Below are 16,340 nucleotides of genomic sequence, written 5' to 3'. Positions count from 1 at the left end.
TAAGGATTCGCCCCCTCCCGACGACCAAGTGCTGTGACCACCGGAACCGTCCACGGTCACGCCCATCGACAAAGAGGATCCGACCATGAAAACGAGCCACCCCCGTCAGACATTGAGCACGCTGTTCTCCGCCGCCGTCCTGAGCGCCGCGCTCGGCATGCCTGCCGCCGTGCAGGCGGCGCCGGATGGCATCGCGCCCTCGAAAGCCATGCCCATGCTCGTCGCTACCGGTACGAATCCTTGTGCCGCCGCGAACCCCTGCGCCGCAAAAAACCCTTGCGCAGCGAAGAACCCTTGCGCAGCGAAGAATCCTTGCGCGGCGAAAAACCCCTGCGCAGCGATGAACCCCTGCGCGGCGAAGAAGTGATGGGGGCTGGAGCGGACGTGCCGCGGGTGGCTGCGTAAATGCGGAGCCGGCACGGGTTCCTCATCGCCTTGCTGGCGCTCCTGCCGGGCCTGGCGGTCGCCGACAGCGGGGGGTTTCTCGCCCGCCATTGGCAGCGCCCCCTCGCGCCACAGGGCGAAGCACCCGCGCGGTTTTCCCCGCAGGAGGCCACGCTCGATCCGGCCGCCTGCGGGAGCTGCCATGCGGTGCAATTCGACGACTGGCGCACGAGTTACCACGCCCGGGCGATGGGGCCCGGCGTGCTCGGCCAGCTCCTCGCGATGGCCCCCGAGGCGGACCACGAACACCAGTCCTGCCTGCGCTGCCACGCACCGCTCGCCGAGCAGGCCTCGTCGCTGGTCGCCGCGATCCGCAAGCAGCCGGGCGGCCGGGGGCACGAACAGGGACTGACCTGCGCCGGCTGCCATGTGCGCGGGCACGTCCGTTATGGCCCGCCGCGCCGGGACGGCTCGGTTGCGCCTGTCGGGGCCGGCCTGCCGCACGACGGCTGGCGGGCGACCTCTGCCTTTGCCGACAGCCGCTTCTGCGCCGCCTGTCACCAGTTCGAGGAGGACGGCTACGCCCTCAACGGCAAGCTGCTCGAGAACACCTACGCCGAGTGGCGCGCCAGCCCCGCCGCGCGCGAGGGACGCAGCTGCCAATCGTGCCACATGCCGGATCGGCGCCATCTGTGGCGCGGCATCCACGACCCGCAGATGACGGCCGCGGGGGTCACGATCGAAGCGGAGCCGGCGCAAGCGCGCGCCGGACGTCTCGGCGGGCGGCTGCGCGTCGTCAATACCGGCACCGGCCACGCCTTCCCGACCTACGTCACGCCGCGGGTGACGATGGAAGCGTTCCAGGTCGATGCCCGCGCCCGCCCGCTCGCCGGCACCCTGCGCAGCCAGCGCATCGCCCGCGAAGTGAGCCCGGATCTCGCCGCGGAGCTGTCCGATACCCGCCTGTTGCCGGGAGCCGAAGCCGTTCTGGGCTACGACGCGCCCCTGCGCCGCGAGGCGGTCGCACTCGTCTATCGCGTGCGCGTCGAACCCGATGCTTTCTACGCCGACTTTTATCGCGGCGTGCTGAGCGGCAACGGCCTCCCCGCCGACCCCGGGATGATGCGCCAGGCCCTCGCCGACGCCGAGGCCTCGGAATACGTGCTCTTCGAGTGGCGCGAGGCGCTGCCGGCGAACGCAAGGCGGTGATGATGTGTGATCGGGCGCACGACCAAGCCATCCGCGGCGCTTGCGCCAGCCATGAACCGACCGGGCCCACAGCATGAAGCACAGCCGACTTGTACTGCTCGCCGCGCTCGTCCTTGCGATCGTCCTTTTCTTCGCCTTCGATCTCGGGCGCTACTTCAGTCTCGATTTCTTCAAGGCGCAGCAGGGCGCCATCGAGGCCTGGCGTGAGGCGCACCCGCTCGCCGCGGCGCTGCTCTTCTTCACCCTCTACGTCGCCGTCACCGGGCTGTCGCTGCCCGGCGCGGCGATCATGACGCTCGCGGCAGGCGCGATCTTCGGCCTCGGCTGGGGCGTGCTGATCGTGTCCTTCGCCTCCACGATCGGCGCGACGCTGGCCTTTCTCGCCGCCCGCTTCGTGCTGCGCGACGCGGTGCAAGCCCGCTTCGGCGAACGCCTGCGTGCGATCAACGCGGGCATCGACCAGGACGGCGGCTTCTACCTGTTCACGCTGCGTCTGGTGCCGCTGTTCCCCTTCTTCGTCATCAACCTGGTGATGGGGCTGACGCCGATCCGCAGCTGGACCTTTTGCTGGGTGAGCCAGCTCGGCATGCTCGCCGGCACCATCGTCTATGTGAACGCCGGCACTCAGCTCGCGCAGATCGACTCGGCCGGCGCCATCCTGTCCCCCGCCCTGCTGGCCTCCTTCGCCCTGCTCGGGGTTTTCCCGCTGCTGGCGAAGAAGCTCGTCGCCTTCGTCAAGGCGCGCAAGGTCTATGCCGGATGGAAGAAACCGGCGACTTTCGACCGCAACCTGGTCGTGATCGGCGCCGGCGCGGCGGGGCTGGTGAGCAGCTACATCGCCGCGGCGGTGAAGGCCAGGGTGACGCTGGTCGAAAAACACAAGCTGGGCGGCGACTGCCTCAATACCGGCTGCGTGCCCTCGAAGGCGCTGATCCGCTCGGCGAAGCTGCTGTCGCACATCCGGCGCGCCAACGAGTTCGGCATTCGCGACGCGCGCGCGGAGTTCGACTTCGCCGAGGTGATGGCGCGCGTGCAGTCGATCATCAAGACCGTCGAGCCGCACGACTCGATCGAGCGCTACACCGGCCTCGGCGTCGAGGTGATCGAAGGCCGGGCGAAGATCGTCTCGCCCTGGGCCGTCGAGATCACCCGCCGCGACGGCGGCTGCGAGACGCTGACCACGCGCAGCATCATCATCGCCGCCGGGGCGCGCCCCTCGGTGCCGCCCATCCCCGGCATCGACGACGTCGGCTACTTCACCTCGGACACGATCTGGAACCTGCGCGAACTGCCCCGCCGGTTGCTCGTGCTCGGCGGCGGACCGATCGGCGCGGAGCTGGCGCAGACCTTCGCCCGCTTCGGTGCCAGCGTGACGATGCTGCTGCGGGGCGAGCGCATCCTGCCGCGCGAGGACGTGGAGGTGTCGGAAATCGTCATGCAACGGTTTCGCGCCGAAGGGCTCGTGCTGTGCACCGGACATGCGGCGAAACGCTTCATCGTCGCCGCGGGCGAGAAGATCCTGGTCGCCGAACACCGGGGCCAGGAGGTCCGCATCCCCTTCGACGTACTGCTCGTCGCCGTCGGCCGCGCGGCCTGCCTCGAGGGCTATGGCCTGGAAGAACTGGGCATCCCGACCGGGCATACGGTGGCGGTCAACGACTACCTGCAGACCCGTTACCCCAACATCTACGCCGCCGGCGACGTCGCCGGCCCGTATCAGTTCACGCATACCGCCGCCCACCAGGCCTGGTATGCGGCGGTGAATGCGCTGTTCGCGCCGTTCAGGACGTTCCGTGTCGACTACTCGGCGGTGCCGTGGGCCACCTTCGTCGATCCGGAAGTGGCGCGCGTCGGCCTCAACGAGCAGGAGGCCGGCAAGCGCGGCATCCCGTTCGAAGTCACCCGCTTCGGCATCGAGGATCTCGACCGCGCGATCACCGATGGCGAGGCGCACGGTTTCGTCAAGATCCTCACCGTGCCGGGCAAGGACAGGATCCTCGGCGTTACCATTGTCGGCGAACATGCGGGCGACCTCCTCGCCGAATACGTCCTCGCCATGCGCCACGGGCTGGGCCTGAACAAGATCCTCGCGACCATCCACGTTTATCCGACGCTCGCCGAAGCCAACAAATATGCCGCCGGCGAATGGAAACGCGCCCACGCGCCGCAAAAGCTGCTGCAATGGGTGGGGCGTTTCCACCAATGGCGCTTGAACAAGCCGCGCCGGGATCGGCAAGGAGAATGGCCGCGATGAAGATTTCGATCGTCGTTCCCGCGCTGAACGAGGCACGGACAATCGCCGCCCTGGGCGCGCATCTCGCCCCGCTTATGCGCCAGGGGGTGGAAGTGCTGATCGTCGATGGCGGCAGCGTGGACGGCACGCCTGCACTGGCGCGGCTCGCGGGCTTGCCGTCGATCACGGCTGAACCAGGCCGTGCCCGGCAGATGAACGCAGGCGCGGCACACACCTCCGGCGAAGTCCTGCTGTTCCTCCATGCGGATACCACCTTGCCGGCGGACGCGATCTCCCGGATCGGCTCGTGCCTCCATGCTGGCCGGGTATGGGGGCGCTTCGACGTGCGGATTGCCGGGCGCCCGGCGATGCTGAAGGTCGTTGCCTCGATGATCAACTGGCGCTCGCGGTTGACTGGAATCGCCACCGGCGACCAGGCCATGTTCATGACCCGCGAAGCCTATCGCACCGCCGGCGGCTTTCCCGATCTGGCGCTGATGGAGGATATCGAGATGTCCCGGCGCCTGCGTGCGCAATCGCCCCCCGCCTGCAGCACGAGCAAGGTCACGACTTTGGGCCGGCGCTGGGAAACGCACGGCGTCTGGCGAACCATCTTCCTGATGTGGCGGCTGCGCTGGGCCTATTGGCGGGGACGGCCGGCGAGCGAACTGGCGCGGGCCTACCGGCGATGAGCCCGGCCCGCATCGTCATCATCGTCAAAGCGCCGATCGCGGGCTTCGCCAAGACCCGGCTGATTCCGGCGCTCGGCGCCGATGGGGCCGCCCGGCTCGCCCGGCGCCTGCTCGAACGCACCGTGCGGACGGCGCTCGAGGCCCGGCTGGGCGCGGTCGAGCTCTGTGTCACCCCGGCGCCCGAGCACCCGGTTTGGCCGACGCTCGATCTTCCCGCCGGACTCGACTGGAGTGAACAGGGCGAAGGCGATCTCGGCGCCCGCCTGGCGCGTGCAGCGCAACGCACGATTGCGGCAGGCGAGACGGCGATACTGATCGGCACGGATTGCCCCGAATTGACCCCGACGCATCTGCAGGCCGCCGCCGCGGCGCTGCACGAGCACGATGCCGCCCTTGTGCCGAGCGCCGATGGCGGCTACGCGTTGCTGGCGATCCGGCGCTTTCATCCCCTGCTGTTCACCGCCATGCCCTGGAGCACCGACGTCGTCGCACGCGAGACGCTGCGTCGGATCGGCCGTCTCGGGTGGACGGTGGCGTCGTTTCCATCCGTCCACGACGTCGATCTGCCCGCCGACCTGCCACGGCTGCACGGACTGCTTCCCGGCGTTTGAGCGGCGGATCGAGCTCGAGCCGCAATGGCTCGACCTACGCCGCGCTCAGCAACCATCCCGCGGCCCCGCTGCCGATCACGACCAGCCACGGCGGCAGTTTCCAGAACATCAGCGCGACCAGCGCCACCAGCGCCAGGCCGAAGTCTTGTGGTGCGTGAATCGCGCTGGTCCATACCGGCTGGTAGAGCGCCGCCAGCAGCAGGCCGGCCACCGCCGCATTGATCCCCGAGAGTGCGGCCTGGGTGCGGACGTTGCGCCGCAGGCGCTCCCAGAACGGCAATGCGCCCACGACCAGGAGGAAGGATGGCGCGAAGATCGCCAGCAGGCAGATCACCCCGCCCAGCCAGCCGGAGGGGGAATCGTTCATCGAGGCGCCGAGAAACGCGGCGAAGGTAAACAGCGGCCCCGGGACGGCCTGCGCCGCGCCATAGCCCGCCAGAAAGGACTCGTTGCCGACCCAGCCGCCCGGCACGACTTCGGCTTGCAGCAGCGGCAGCACGACATGCCCGCCACCGAACACCAGCGACCCGGCGCGGTAGAAGGCATCCACCAGCGACAGCGCCCGACTCGGGAACAAGGCCGACAGCAGCGGCAATCCGATCAACAAGGCAAGGAACAGCGTCAGCCAGAACAGGCCCGCCTGGTGCCCGACCACGGTCGGCAGTGCGTCATGCGCCAAACCCTGCTGCGGCTTGAACAGCACGAGGCCGACGAGCGCCGCGACCGCCATCACGCCCACCTGCCCCCAGGCCGACGGCAGCAGCAGAACGACGCAGGTCGCGGCCGCCATGAGGGTGATGCGCGGCGCGTCCGGGCAGAGATTGCGGGCCATGCCCCATACCGCCTGGGCGACGACGGCCACGGCCACCACCTTCAAGCCGTGCAGCACGCCGGACGGCACCGCCTCGCCGTAACCGGCGATGCCCAGCGCGAACAGGATCAGGGCAATCGCCGACGGCAAGGTGAACCCCGCCCACGCGGCCAAGGCTCCGGCATAACCGGAGCGGCACAGCCCGAGCGCGATCCCCACCTGGCTACTGGCCGGCCCCGGCAGGAACTGGCAGAGGGCAACCAGATCCGCGTAGCTGCGCTCGCTCAGCCACTGCCGCCGGGTGACGAATTCGTCGCGGAAGTAGCCCAGGTGGGCAACCGGGCCGCCGAAAGAAGTCAGCCCCAGCCGAAGAAAGATCAGAAAGACAGCCCACGGGCTGCGCTCGGTTCCAGCGGGATCGGTCACGCTCACTCCTTGATCGGTAACGGTGGTGGAGGATGTTAGCGCCTGCAGGACGAGGTGCGCAGTGACGAGAGGCTGGTATCGTGGCACAATTGAACGCATAAACACCGATCTCAGGAGTCAAAGATGGCAAGCACACGTTGGAACGTGGCGGTCTCCACCGAAACCGACCAGGCATTGCGGATGTTTCTAGCAAGCCAGGGCGGCGGGCGCAAGGGCGATCTGTCGCGCTTCATCGAAGAAGCGGTGCGGGCGCACATTCTGGAACTGAGCGTAGAGGAAGCCAAGGCCGCCAGCGCTGGCGTAAGCGAGGCGGATCTTGCCGCGATGGTTGACGAGGCGCTTGACTGGGCCAGGGCGCAGTAATGCGGGTGGTGCTCGACACCAACATCCTGTTCAGTGCGCTGATTTCGCCACACGGGGCACCAGATGCGATTTACCGTGCCTGGCGCAGCGCGCGCTTCGAGCTCGTAACCTCCCGCGCGCAACTTGAGGAAATCCGCCGCGCCAGCCGTTACCCCAAGCTGCAGGCGGTGCTGCAACCTGTCAAGGTGGGGGTGATGATCAACAACCTGCAGCGGGCCCTCGTGCTGGAGCAGTTGCCGCACCATTTCGAGGCGGACGACCCAGACGATGCTTTCTTGTTGGCCATGGCCGGCGTGGGCAACGCGGACTATCTGGTGACCGGCGATCGCCGGGCTGGCCTGCTGCAGCGCGGCCACTTGGGCCGCACCCGCATCCTGACGCCGGCCGTGTTCTGTACCGAAGTGTTGAAAGCCTGAGTATCACCGGGGTGATCTCCCGGCAGGCCAAAGTTCGGCTTGAAAAGCAAAAAGCCAGTTCGCAAGAACTGGCTTTTTGCAGGTGTTCTGGTGGGCGATAGTGGGATCGAACCACTGACTTCCACCGTGTGAAGGTGGCACTCTACCGCTGAGTTAATCGCCCCTTGTGGAAAACCTTTTCCGTATGGTTCCCGTGCGGCTTTGCGGAAGGCTCAGTAAGTAATTGAGTTTACTGGTGGGCGGTACTGGGATCGAACCAGTGACCCCTGCCGTGTGAAGGCAGTGCTCTACCGCTGAGCTAACCGCCCTTCCGACAAAGAGCGCGCATTCTAGAAGGCCGGCACCGACCCGTCAAGCCAGCCAACAGCCAGCCGACAGAGCAACGCATGAGCCTCGGCAGCCCCCTTCCTGCATCCGGCACACGTTTCGCCTCCGTTTGCGGCAGCGGCTGCGCTCGCCCCCGCCCGGGTCATGCCGCCATGCGCATCTCATGTCACCCCGATCCCCGCGCCTGCCGTCGCCGCCCACGCGTGCAAGGGCGTGCGCAGCGCGCCGATGTCCTCGAACGGCGAGCGTTCGAGCAGCAGCGCATCGAAGGGCGCGCCGCGTTCGAGGCGCGGATGGGGATGGCCGAAGTGGCGGCGGGCGGTGGCGGTGGCGGCCTGCAGCACCTCGGCGGTGGTCAGGCCCGCCTCGAGGTAGCGCGCGATCTCCTCGTGCACCGCGTGGCCGTGCTCGACTCCCATGCTGCCGGCGTCGGTGCCAAGCAGCAGGCGCACCCCCAGCTCGCGGGCGATCAGCAGGTGGCGCGCATGTTCGTCGAGGATGCGGCGCAGGTTGCCCACGGTTTGTGCCGACCAGCCCACCGCCGCGGGCTGCGCCCACTGGAAATGCACCGGGCAGAAGGTCGGCGTCCATGCGACGTCGTGCTCGGCCATCAGCGCAAGCAGGTCGCGGCGCATGAAGAAGCCGTGCTCGATCGAGCCGACTCCGGCGCGGGCGGCGATCTCCAGTCCGGCCGCGCCGCTGCAGTGGACCATCGTGGTGCGCCCGCAGGCGCGCGCGGTGTCGACCACCAGGCGTGCCGCGGCGAGATCGAACTGCGGCTCGTCGGTGACTGCGCCGGCGTCGAAGTCGATGATCCCGGTCAGGATCAGCTTGATCTCGTCGCTGTCGCGGGCCAATTCGCGCACCGAGTCGCGGATCGCGGCGTCGTCGGCGACGTCGCGCGCCATGAAGGCGCCGTAGCGCTTGGGGCGCTTGACCCCGAGCCCGGCCGAGCGCACCTGGGCAAGGCCCGGGGTGTGGGCGGCTTCGTCGCGGAGGCGGTGGTTGATGCCGTGACGATCGCCCGCGTCGCGCACCAGGGTCACGCCGCAGGCGAGCGCCTGGCGGGCGCTGGCGCGGGCGGCGTCGACCAGGTCCTCGACCGGTTTCTTGAGGTGGGCGGCGCGCTGGGCGCCGTCGGTCGGGGCGCCGTCGAGGAACAGGTGCACGTGGGCATCGACCAGCCCGGGCATCAGAAAGCCGCCACGCACGACCTCCATCCCCTGGGTGGCGAGGGTGGCGCCGAAGTCGCCGGCGGCGATGTCGGCGATGCGCCCCTCCTCGATGCGGAAGGTGAACGGGCCGTGCGCGTGCAGGCGCTCGCCGTCGAACCAGCCGTCGGCGACGACGGCGAAGCGATCGGTCGGGGTCATGGTCAGGCCTTGTAGAGCTTGCGCACCGCGCGCAGCGCGTTGCTGCCGGTGGTGTCGAGGAAGTTGCGGTAGGCGGTGAGCACGTAGTCGTCCTCGGCCAGCGGCGCATAGCCGCGCCACGGGGTGCCGAGCACAGTGTCGAAGCCGTGCGGCACCGCCAGGGTGAGGAAGGCGTTCTCCAGCCCGTGCTTGAGGTCCGAACCGTCGGCGGCCTTGGGCGGGAGCTGCTGGCCGATGTTGGACAGTCCGCCCATCATGTGCAGGCCTTTGAGCTCCGGGTCGGCGCCGATCAGGCGCACCGCGTCGAGGGTGGCGCGGTTCAGGCCCTCGGTGTCGGCGATGATCGCGCTCACCGACAGGTCGACGAAGACGTGATCGAGCGCCATGCCGTACTCGTCGCGCAGGCGCAGCGCCGCACGGCGCGCGGTGGCGGCGATGTCCTCGGCGGTCTTGTTGTTCTTCGCCACGCCGTCGGTGACGCGCTCGGAGGCCATCACCATGACCCGGAACGGCAGGTCGCGGTAGAGCTGCATCGCTTCCCAGCGGTGTTCGGTGATCGAGTTGACGATCGCCAGCTCGCCGCCGGTGCGGGTACGGTCGTAGGTGGTGAGGCACAGCGCGAAGAGCTCGGCGGTGGGCACGTCGAACGACAGCGGCACCGCGACCACGTCCTGGATGGCGCGGATCACGTCGACCAGGAAGGCGCGGTCGGTCATCGCCTGCGGGCCGATGTTGACGTTGAGGGCGAAGGCGCCGGCCTCGACCTGCTTGAGCGCGAGCGCCTGGATGGCGGCGAGGTCCTTGTCCTCGAACATCGCGCGCGTGCTCTTGAAGCCGGGGTTGATGCGCTCGCCGATGATGCGGATGCCGAAGCGGTTGGTTTCGCTGATGGTGCTTTCAGTCATGACGGACTCTCTTCAGTGACGGTGCTGGGGATGGCGCAGGCCGTCGTTGCGGCGGCCTCGGAGGGTTCGGGGGGCACGGCAAAGCCGATGTGGCGGAGGAAGCTGCGCTGGAAATCGGCACGCGCGTTGAGCGCGCACGCCTGCGTGGTGCGCGCCAGTTCGCGCGCGCGGTCGCGCTCGGCGCACGACCGCAGCAGGCGGCGCACGCCCTGCCCGGCGGCGTTGCCGACCTGGACGAAGCGGCTGCGCGGCAGCGGCGGGAACAGGCCGATGTCGATGCCGCTGTCGATGTCGAGGTAGGCGCCGAAGGCGCCGGCGAGGATGAAGCACTCGATCGCGTCCTCGGCGAGCCCGGCTTCGGCCAGCAGCAGCTCGGTCGCGCTGCGGATCGCGGCCTTGGCCAGTTGCACCGCGCGCACGTCGGCCTGGGTGAACAGCACGTCGGGGGCGAGCCGGGCGGCACGCTGGCCGCCTTCAGCGGTGACGATGTCCGGGTGGGTGGCGCACAGCCGGCCGCGGGCATCGAGCAGGCCGCCGCGGCGCAGCGCGGCCACGGTGTCGAGCACGCCCGAGCCGCACAGCCCGACCGCCTCACCGCCGCCGATGGTGCGCACCGCCAGACGCCCGCCGTCGACGGTGACCTTCTCGATCGCGCCTTCGGCCGCGCGCATGCCGCAGCCGATGTGCCCGCCTTCGAGCGCCGGCCCCGAGGGCGAGGACGCCGACCACAGGCGGCCGTGGTGGATGAGGCTGATCTCGGTGTTGGTGCCGATGTCCATCACCAGCGCGCATCCATGCTCGCGCCAGCGCGAGGCGGTGGCGAGCAGCGCGCTGACGTGGTCGCCGCCGATGAAGCCGCCGATGTTGGGGGCGACATGGACCCAGGCGCCGGGGGCGACGGCGAGCCCGAGCTCGCGCGCGCTCAGGTCGACGCTGTCGCGCAGCGCGGCGACGAAGGGCGCGCGCCCGAGCTGGCGCACCGGCAGGCCGAGCAGCAGGTGGTGCATGGCGGTGTTGCCGCACACGGCGACATCGACGATGTCCTGCGGGCGCTGGCCGATGCTGGCGCACAGGTCGTGGGCGAGCGCATCGATCGCCTCAAGTGCGGCAGCGCGCAGGGCTTCGGCGACCTTCGGATCGCTGCCCGCATGGTCGATGCGGCTCACCAGGTCGGCGCCCCAGGCGGTCTGCGGGTTCTCCACGCCGAGGCGGGCGAGCGTGCGGCCGTCGTCCAGATCGACGAGGAAGGCGGCGAGGTTGGTGGTGCCCAGATCGACCGCGAGCCCCAGGCTGCGCCGCCCGCTCGGGGCGAATGCGATCAGCGCCCCGCCCCGCTGCCAGGCGCGCAGGCGGCAACGGGGGCCGCTGCCGGCGCGCAGCACCGCGGCGAGCTCGGCGGTGGCGGCGGGGGCGACGGTGAGCGCGTGCGGGGGCGCTGCGGGGGTGGCGGCGTCTTGCGCAGCCGGAGTCGTCCGCTGCCCGGCTGCGTGCGCTTCATGCTCGAGGCAGGCCTCGAGCACGCGGTCGGCATCGGCGCGATCGTCGGCGAGGCTGGGCGTGGGGAGGTCGAGCTCGTGCGCCCGGACGGCGGGGTCGAGAGTGAGGGTAAAACCGGCGTCTTCGTCGGCGAGCGCGCTTTCTTCCTCGGCGCGCACCACCGGCGCCAGCGAACGTGCGCCGATCTCGACGGTGCAGTCGCTGCGCGCGCCGATGCGGCAGGCGCGCATCCAGCGCCGCGGGTTGAGCGGGTGCCCGGCTTCGTCGAGCTCGATCTCGAACGCAGGCGCGCCGCGCCCTTCGAGCGGGCGCAGCGCGCCTGCGCTGACCCGCACCATGCAGCTCGCGCAGGTGCCGCGCCCGCCGCAGGCGCCGACGATGCGCACGCCGTGGCGGCGGGCGGCGTGAAACAGGCTCTCGCCCGCTGCGCAGGCGATCTCGCGTTCGAGCTGGGGGAAATACAGGCGGTAGGACGCGTTGGGCGCGTCGGGGGCGCCGGAGTCGGCGGGACGGCCGGACTCGGGCGCCGCGTCCGCGGGGAGGTTTGACCCGGGCGCCGCGTCCGCGGCGGGGGCGTGCTCCTGGCTGCGGTTCATGCGGGGATCTCCTTGCGCCGGCGCGCGATCGTGCACCGCGGCGCCGAGGGGCAGTCGTCGCAGCGCGACCAGGCGCTGGCGGGGAGCGCGATGCCGACCCCGTGCACGCTGGTGCACGACTTGAGCGGATGCAGCGCGCCCGCGGCACTGGCGTGCATCCCGATCGCGGCGCCGTCGGCAAGCTGCAGCACGGTGGCCTGGGCATCGAGCGCGAGGCCGGGGTCGCCCGCGGCGAGCTCGCCGGCCACGCTCAGGCCGCGACGGGCGGCCTGCGCCACCAGGCGGTCCTGGGCGTGGCGCATGAGCGCGAACAGCAGCGCGGTGCCCAGCTCGTCGAGGGCGAGCGCGGCGGCCGGGCGGCGGGCGGCGAAATGGGCCCGCACGCGCGCTTCCAGGCGCGGCCCGAGCGTGCATGCGACCGCCCCGAGGGCGGTGAGCCGGCCCGCGGCCGGCACCAGGCGCGGGGCATGCAGGCACTGGCCGCCGGCGCGCAGGGTCGCCCCCGGCGGAGCGTCGAGGGCGACGATGCGGGCGCGCCAGGCGGGCTCGACGAGCGCCTCGGCGCACACTTCGTCGAGCGCCGCCGCGCGCCGGCGCTGCGCTCCGGGGCGCTCGTCGGGCGCCGGCGGGGGCAGCTGGCGCAGCAGGCTCGCGCAGCTCGGGGCGGACATGGTGGCGGACTCCAGGCGCGCGCGTGCTTCAGCCGGCGTACTTGCGCGCGGCGGCGTACATCGCGCGCACGTTGTCGACCGGGGTCTCGTCGGGAATGCCGAAGGCGGCGTCGAGGATCAGCTTGCCGCCCTTGTTCCAGACGTTGTCCACCAGATGCTTGACCGCGGCATCGACTTCTTCCGGCCGCCCGGTGGTCAGCAGCGACGGCGACAGGTTGCCGCGCAGCGCGACCACGTCGCCGAGCACCTCGAAGGCCTTGACCATGTCGGTGCGCTCGAACCAGTAGATGCACTTGCCCGCGGGCACGTCGCGGATCGTCTCCAGGCGCTTGGTGCAGTCGGCTTCCCACAGCGGCATCGGGATCAGGCCGGCGTCGATCAGGCCGATCAGCATCTTGCGGAACGGCGGCCACCAGAAGGTCTGGAACTGCTTGTCCGACATGAAGGCGTCCGGTGCCCAGTGGATCGGGATCATCACGATCGGGTGGCCGGAGGCCTGGGCGGTGGTGATGGTCTGCCGGGTGAGGAAGATCGAGGCCTTGTCGAGGAGCGCGAGCAGCTTGTCCTTGTTGCGGTAGAGGTCCTTCATCATGCCGGTGGCACCGCGGAAGTAGTCGGCAATGAAGTCGTAGGGCGACACCGCATTGACGCCGTTGATCAGCGGGAAGCCGTGGGCCTTGATGCGGGCGTTGAAGTCGGCGCCGTGGGCGGCGAAGGTCTCCACCTCCTCGGCGGCACGGATGATGCGCTCCAGGCTGGCGCGCAGCTCGGGCTTGGCGAACGGGCGGATGCCGTTGATGAGACGGAAGTAATGCAGTCCGGGGAAGATCGGCAGCTGGTCGATGCCTTCGAAGGCGCTCGCCACCCGCGGCAGGTATTTGTGCAGGTAGAAGCCGGTGGGATCGAACAGGAACTCGTCGTACTCGTCGGCCAGCATGTACTCGCGGTCGAGGTACTGGAACGGCTGGTTCTCGTCGACGCCGTGGCCGGGCCACTGCAGCTGCTTGAAGCCGATCGCCTCGAGCGAGCGTCCCGAGGCCACTGCGGCGACGATCGGCGCGCAGGCGTCGGGCTCGAATTCGAGCACCGCGCGCTCGGCCAGTTCCTTGGTCTGTTCGTAGTCGTACATCAGCTCCTTGCAGCTGATGCCGCCGTATTTCTTGGCGAGCCAGAAGGTGGCGTAGAACGCGGTCGGCATGCGGTCGGGCTGCTTCAGCGCGACGCAGTCGAGGATGCGCTGCCAGCGTTCGTCGTAGGCCACCTGGGCGGCGGCGCTCGGTTCGATCGGCGCGTTCATGCCGCCACCCCCAGCCAGCGGTTGCACAGGTTGACCGCCTCCACCGCATTGACGCCGAAGCCGTCGGCGCCGGTGTAGGCGCGCACGGTCTCGTCGATCTGGCCGCCGCCGACCATGATCTTGAACTGGTCGCGCAGCCCTTCCTTCTCGAACGCTTCGACCGTCTCCTTCATCGAATCGAACGCCAGGGTCAGGAAGCCGGACAGCGCCACCACGTCGGGCTTGAAGCTGCGCACCTCGTCGACGAAGGTAGCGACCGGCACGTCGATGCCGATGTCCTTGACCTCGTAGCCGTTGATGTCGAGCATGAAGCTGACGATGTTCTTGCCGATGTCGTGGAGATCGCCCTGCACGGTGCCCACCAGCACGCGGCCGAGCTTCTTCGTGCCTTCGCCCTCGCCGTCGACCAGCAGCGGCTTGGCGATGCCCCCCACCAGTTCGAGCATCTCGCCGGCGAGCACCAGCTCGGGGAGGAAGTATTCACCTTCCTCGAAGCGCTTGCCGACGATATCCATCGCCATCCGGCACAGTTCGAGCACGCGCAGCGGACTCTTCCTGTCTTCGAGCAGCATGCGCCTGGCCAGCGCCAGGGCGTCGTCCTCGTTCATGTCGGCCAGCCACTCGACCAGCTCGCGCTCTTCGCCTTCCAGGGCGTTCAAAATGTCCTGTTCACTCATGGTGTCTCCTCCTTCGGTTTGTCGGTCATTCAAGTGTCACGCTGCAGCCCGCCGCGACGTCGCCGGGGCGGCGGCAGGATCGGCCTCATCCATGGTGGGCGGCGGCGCGCGCAGGCCGGCATCGACGATGATGCGGGCGAGCACCGCTTCGTTGCGGTGGCCCATCAGATGGACCCCGGCCACGCCTTCGATCGCGGTCACCGCGCGGATGATCTCGATGCACACCTGTTTCGCTTCGGCCTTCTGGTCGGGCGCGGCCTCGATGCGGGCGAGCAAGGCTTCCGGGATGCACACCCCGGGGACGTTGTTCGCCATCCAGCGCAAGGCCTTCGCCGAACCGAGCGTGCCCACGCCGACGAGGATGTGCGCCTGGCGGTGCAGGCCGCGGCGGCGTACCTCGGTCATGAAGTCGGCAAAACGCTCGACGTCGAAGCAGAACTGGGTCTGGATGAAGCGTGCCCCGGCGCGGATCTTCTTTTCGAGATTGGCGACCCGGTCCACATAAGGGGGCACGAAGGGATTGACGGTGGCGCCGATGAAAAGGTCGGGCGCCTGTTCGAGCTTGCGTCCGGAAGCAAATTCGCCGCGGTCGCACATGCCGCGCGCCACATGCAGCAGCGACACAGCGTCGAGGTCGAACACCGGCTTGGCCTGCGGATGGTCGCCGCGGCTGACGTCGTCGCCGGTCAGGCACAGGATGTTCTTCACGCCGAGCGCGGCGGCGCCGAGCAGGTCGCCCTGGATCGCGATCCGGTTGCGGTCGCGGCAGGCGATCTGATAGACCGGCTCGAAGCCGTGGGTGGCAAGGATCGCCGAGGCCGCCACGCTCGACATGTGGCAGTTGCCGCCGGCACCGTCGGTGATGTTCATCGCATCGACGAGGCCGCGGAACAGTTCGGCGCGCGCCAGCAGCGCGGCCGGATCGGCCGAATCCGGCGGGGCGATCTCGACCGTCACCACGGGGCGTCCCGAAGCGCAGCTGCGCTCGAACTGGCTCTGCTCGCCCTCGGGGGTGATGCGCTCGCCCACCGGGGGCTGGAACACCGGCGCCGGGCGCCCATGGACGACTTCGAGCCAGGTCGAACGTCCCCGGCGGCGCTGGTCGATTGCCGGCAGCAGCGGCGTCGGATGGGCGAGGTGGTCCGCGGCGATGCGCTTCGTGCCTTCGGTCGCCTCCACCCAGACGCAGCGCATCCCGGGCTCGACTTCACAGTGGCCGTCGGCGCGCACCCCGCCGCACGGGCCGTTGCGCATCTGCTTGGCGCAGTTCATCGGACAGGCCATGCCGGTCGAGGACAGCACGCACTGGCCGCACATCCGGCAGTCGAAAAAGACGTTTTTCGCCCCCTGTTCGAGGGGGCGCAGCACGGTTTCGACATGCTGCACGCCGATGCGTCGCACCAGCGGCGCGAGCCGGGGTGCCAGGCGCGAGAAGAAGGCATACAGCCGATGCAGCGCGCGAGCATTGCGAACCGACCAGAGACGCACCGAGTACATCGTATACAGACTCCCGCTGAGAGTGATTGCGACCGGAAAGCCGTCGATACGGCTTTTGAAGCGCCAGGCGCCGACCGGCTCCGACAGGTAGATGTATACAACTCGACAGAATGGCGGTCAATCACCGCTACCGGAAGTTTTGCCAATCTTCACAACAGGTTGATATTTATCAAAAGAACGCCATAAAAAAGCCGAAAAATCGTTCGACACCAAACAATTCGCAAAATTTATCTGTATTCATGTATACAAATAAACAGGATTGATTGATTTCCAACTATATTTTCAAGGTGCCTCGAAAAAACGGGTGTTGTCGACCGAATTCAGTCCGGACAGAAAGAGAAGTCGATGCAGAGAG

The 16,340-nt window shown here is 69.1% G+C and carries 15 protein-coding genes and 2 tRNA genes; 6 read left to right on the top strand and 11 right to left on the bottom strand.

Annotated features, from left to right (window positions below; genetic code table 11):
* Positions 1-105: 105 nt before the first annotated feature.
* On the bottom strand, positions 106-420 hold the full coding sequence (locus tag Tchl_RS17795) for a hypothetical protein (RefSeq protein WP_157110118.1): 315 nt from the start codon (positions 418-420) through the stop codon (positions 106-108).
* On the opposite strand from Tchl_RS17795, the gene Tchl_RS13640 reads away from it, so the two are divergent.
* From Tchl_RS13640 to Tchl_RS13625, 4 genes are all read left to right on the top strand, one after another.
* Entirely contained in the window at positions 406-1,593 is a 1,188-nt protein-coding gene (locus Tchl_RS13640; protein ID WP_075148889.1) for a multiheme c-type cytochrome, read from the top strand. The genes Tchl_RS17795 and Tchl_RS13640 overlap by 15 nt on opposite strands.
* Before the next feature lie 73 nt (positions 1,594-1,666).
* The gene (locus tag Tchl_RS13635; protein WP_075148888.1) at positions 1,667-3,847 is read left to right on the top strand and encodes an FAD-dependent oxidoreductase; all 2,181 of its coding nucleotides are present in this window, start codon (positions 1,667-1,669) and stop codon (positions 3,845-3,847) included.
* Positions 3,844-4,518, top strand: coding sequence for a TIGR04283 family arsenosugar biosynthesis glycosyltransferase (locus tag Tchl_RS13630; protein WP_075149737.1), 675 nt, complete (start codon positions 3,844-3,846; stop codon positions 4,516-4,518). The genes Tchl_RS13635 and Tchl_RS13630 overlap by 4 nt, the downstream gene beginning before the upstream one ends.
* Complete coding sequence (locus Tchl_RS13625; RefSeq protein ID WP_075148887.1) at positions 4,515-5,129, top strand: TIGR04282 family arsenosugar biosynthesis glycosyltransferase; 615 nt, start codon at positions 4,515-4,517, stop codon at positions 5,127-5,129. Before Tchl_RS13630 ends, Tchl_RS13625 begins: the two co-directional genes overlap by 4 nt.
* Positions 5,130-5,163: 34 nt before the next feature.
* On the opposite strand, the gene chrA is transcribed toward Tchl_RS13625, so the two are convergent.
* Complete coding sequence (gene chrA / locus Tchl_RS13620) at positions 5,164-6,366, bottom strand: chromate efflux transporter (RefSeq protein WP_232311594.1); 1,203 nt, start codon at positions 6,364-6,366, stop codon at positions 5,164-5,166.
* A gap of 123 nt (positions 6,367-6,489) precedes the next feature.
* On the opposite strand from chrA, the gene Tchl_RS13615 reads away from it, so the two are divergent.
* On the top strand, positions 6,490-6,729 hold the full coding sequence (locus Tchl_RS13615) for a ribbon-helix-helix domain-containing protein (protein ID WP_075148885.1): 240 nt from the start codon (positions 6,490-6,492) through the stop codon (positions 6,727-6,729).
* Positions 6,729-7,145: a putative toxin-antitoxin system toxin component, PIN family gene (locus Tchl_RS13610; protein ID WP_075148884.1), complete on the top strand. Its 417-nt coding sequence runs from the start codon at positions 6,729-6,731 to the stop codon at positions 7,143-7,145. Before Tchl_RS13615 ends, Tchl_RS13610 begins: the two co-directional genes overlap by 1 nt.
* Before the next feature lie 88 nt (positions 7,146-7,233).
* Here Tchl_RS13610 and Tchl_RS13605 read toward each other — a convergent pair.
* The 9 genes from Tchl_RS13605 to Tchl_RS13565 all read right to left on the bottom strand — a co-directional run bounded on the left by Tchl_RS13605 (position 7,234) and on the right by Tchl_RS13565 (position 15,985).
* Positions 7,234-7,308, bottom strand: a tRNA-Val gene (locus tag Tchl_RS13605).
* A gap of 70 nt (positions 7,309-7,378) precedes the next feature.
* Positions 7,379-7,453, bottom strand: a tRNA-Val gene (locus tag Tchl_RS13600).
* 180 nt (positions 7,454-7,633) lie between these two features.
* Positions 7,634-8,845, bottom strand: a complete 1,212-nt coding sequence (locus Tchl_RS13595; protein ID WP_075148883.1) for an amidohydrolase family protein — start codon at positions 8,843-8,845, stop codon at positions 7,634-7,636.
* A gap of 2 nt (positions 8,846-8,847) precedes the next feature.
* The gene (locus tag Tchl_RS13590; protein WP_232311593.1) at positions 8,848-9,750 is read right to left on the bottom strand and encodes a dihydropteroate synthase; all 903 of its coding nucleotides are present in this window, start codon (positions 9,748-9,750) and stop codon (positions 8,848-8,850) included.
* The gene (locus Tchl_RS13585; protein WP_075148882.1) at positions 9,747-11,843 is read right to left on the bottom strand and encodes an ASKHA domain-containing protein; all 2,097 of its coding nucleotides are present in this window, start codon (positions 11,841-11,843) and stop codon (positions 9,747-9,749) included. Before Tchl_RS13585 ends, Tchl_RS13590 begins: the two co-directional genes overlap by 4 nt.
* A complete protein-coding gene (locus Tchl_RS18005) occupies positions 11,840-12,514 on the bottom strand; it encodes a hypothetical protein (protein ID WP_075148881.1) in 675 nt (224 codons plus the stop codon). The genes Tchl_RS13585 and Tchl_RS18005 overlap by 4 nt, the downstream gene beginning before the upstream one ends.
* 28 nt (positions 12,515-12,542) lie before the next feature.
* Entirely contained in the window at positions 12,543-13,811 is a 1,269-nt protein-coding gene (locus tag Tchl_RS13575) for a uroporphyrinogen decarboxylase family protein (RefSeq protein ID WP_232311592.1), read from the bottom strand.
* Complete coding sequence (locus Tchl_RS13570) at positions 13,808-14,488, bottom strand: cobalamin B12-binding domain-containing protein (RefSeq protein ID WP_075148880.1); 681 nt, start codon at positions 14,486-14,488, stop codon at positions 13,808-13,810. Before Tchl_RS13570 ends, Tchl_RS13575 begins: the two co-directional genes overlap by 4 nt.
* 36 nt (positions 14,489-14,524) lie before the next feature.
* On the bottom strand, positions 14,525-15,985 hold the full coding sequence (locus Tchl_RS13565) for a methylenetetrahydrofolate reductase C-terminal domain-containing protein (RefSeq protein WP_083945236.1): 1,461 nt from the start codon (positions 15,983-15,985) through the stop codon (positions 14,525-14,527).
* Positions 15,986-16,340: the final 355 nt, after the last annotated feature.

Origin of the sequence: Thauera chlorobenzoica, assembly GCF_001922305.1 — a bacterium.
GTDB lineage: Bacteria > Pseudomonadota > Gammaproteobacteria > Burkholderiales > Rhodocyclaceae > Thauera > Thauera chlorobenzoica.
This window is presented reverse-complemented; position numbering and strand designations above follow the sequence as displayed.

Bases quoted from the DNA above. Each gene is read 5' to 3' on its own strand.
- Tchl_RS18005 (WP_075148881.1), bottom strand. From the start codon at position 12,514: ATGTCCGCCCCGAGCTGCGCGAGCCTGCTGCGCCAGCTGCCCCCGCCG.
- Tchl_RS13565 (WP_083945236.1), bottom strand. From the start codon at position 15,985: ATGTACTCGGTGCGTCTCTGGTCGGTTCGCAATGCTCGCGCGCTGCAT.
- Tchl_RS13570 (WP_075148880.1), bottom strand. From the start codon at position 14,488: ATGAGTGAACAGGACATTTTGAACGCCCTGGAAGGCGAAGAGCGCGAG.
- Tchl_RS13630 (WP_075149737.1), top strand. From the start codon at position 3,844: ATGAAGATTTCGATCGTCGTTCCCGCGCTGAACGAGGCACGGACAATC.
- Tchl_RS13615 (WP_075148885.1), top strand. From the start codon at position 6,490: ATGGCAAGCACACGTTGGAACGTGGCGGTCTCCACCGAAACCGACCAG.
- Tchl_RS13640 (WP_075148889.1), top strand. From the start codon at position 406: ATGCGGAGCCGGCACGGGTTCCTCATCGCCTTGCTGGCGCTCCTGCCG.
- Tchl_RS13590 (WP_232311593.1), bottom strand. From the start codon at position 9,750: ATGACTGAAAGCACCATCAGCGAAACCAACCGCTTCGGCATCCGCATC.
- Tchl_RS13575 (WP_232311592.1), bottom strand. From the start codon at position 13,811: ATGAACGCGCCGATCGAACCGAGCGCCGCCGCCCAGGTGGCCTACGAC.
- Tchl_RS13585 (WP_075148882.1), bottom strand. From the start codon at position 11,843: ATGAACCGCAGCCAGGAGCACGCCCCCGCCGCGGACGCGGCGCCCGGG.
- Tchl_RS13595 (WP_075148883.1), bottom strand. From the start codon at position 8,845: ATGACCCCGACCGATCGCTTCGCCGTCGTCGCCGACGGCTGGTTCGAC.
- Tchl_RS13610 (WP_075148884.1), top strand. From the start codon at position 6,729: ATGCGGGTGGTGCTCGACACCAACATCCTGTTCAGTGCGCTGATTTCG.
- Tchl_RS13635 (WP_075148888.1), top strand. From the start codon at position 1,667: ATGAAGCACAGCCGACTTGTACTGCTCGCCGCGCTCGTCCTTGCGATC.
- Tchl_RS13625 (WP_075148887.1), top strand. From the start codon at position 4,515: ATGAGCCCGGCCCGCATCGTCATCATCGTCAAAGCGCCGATCGCGGGC.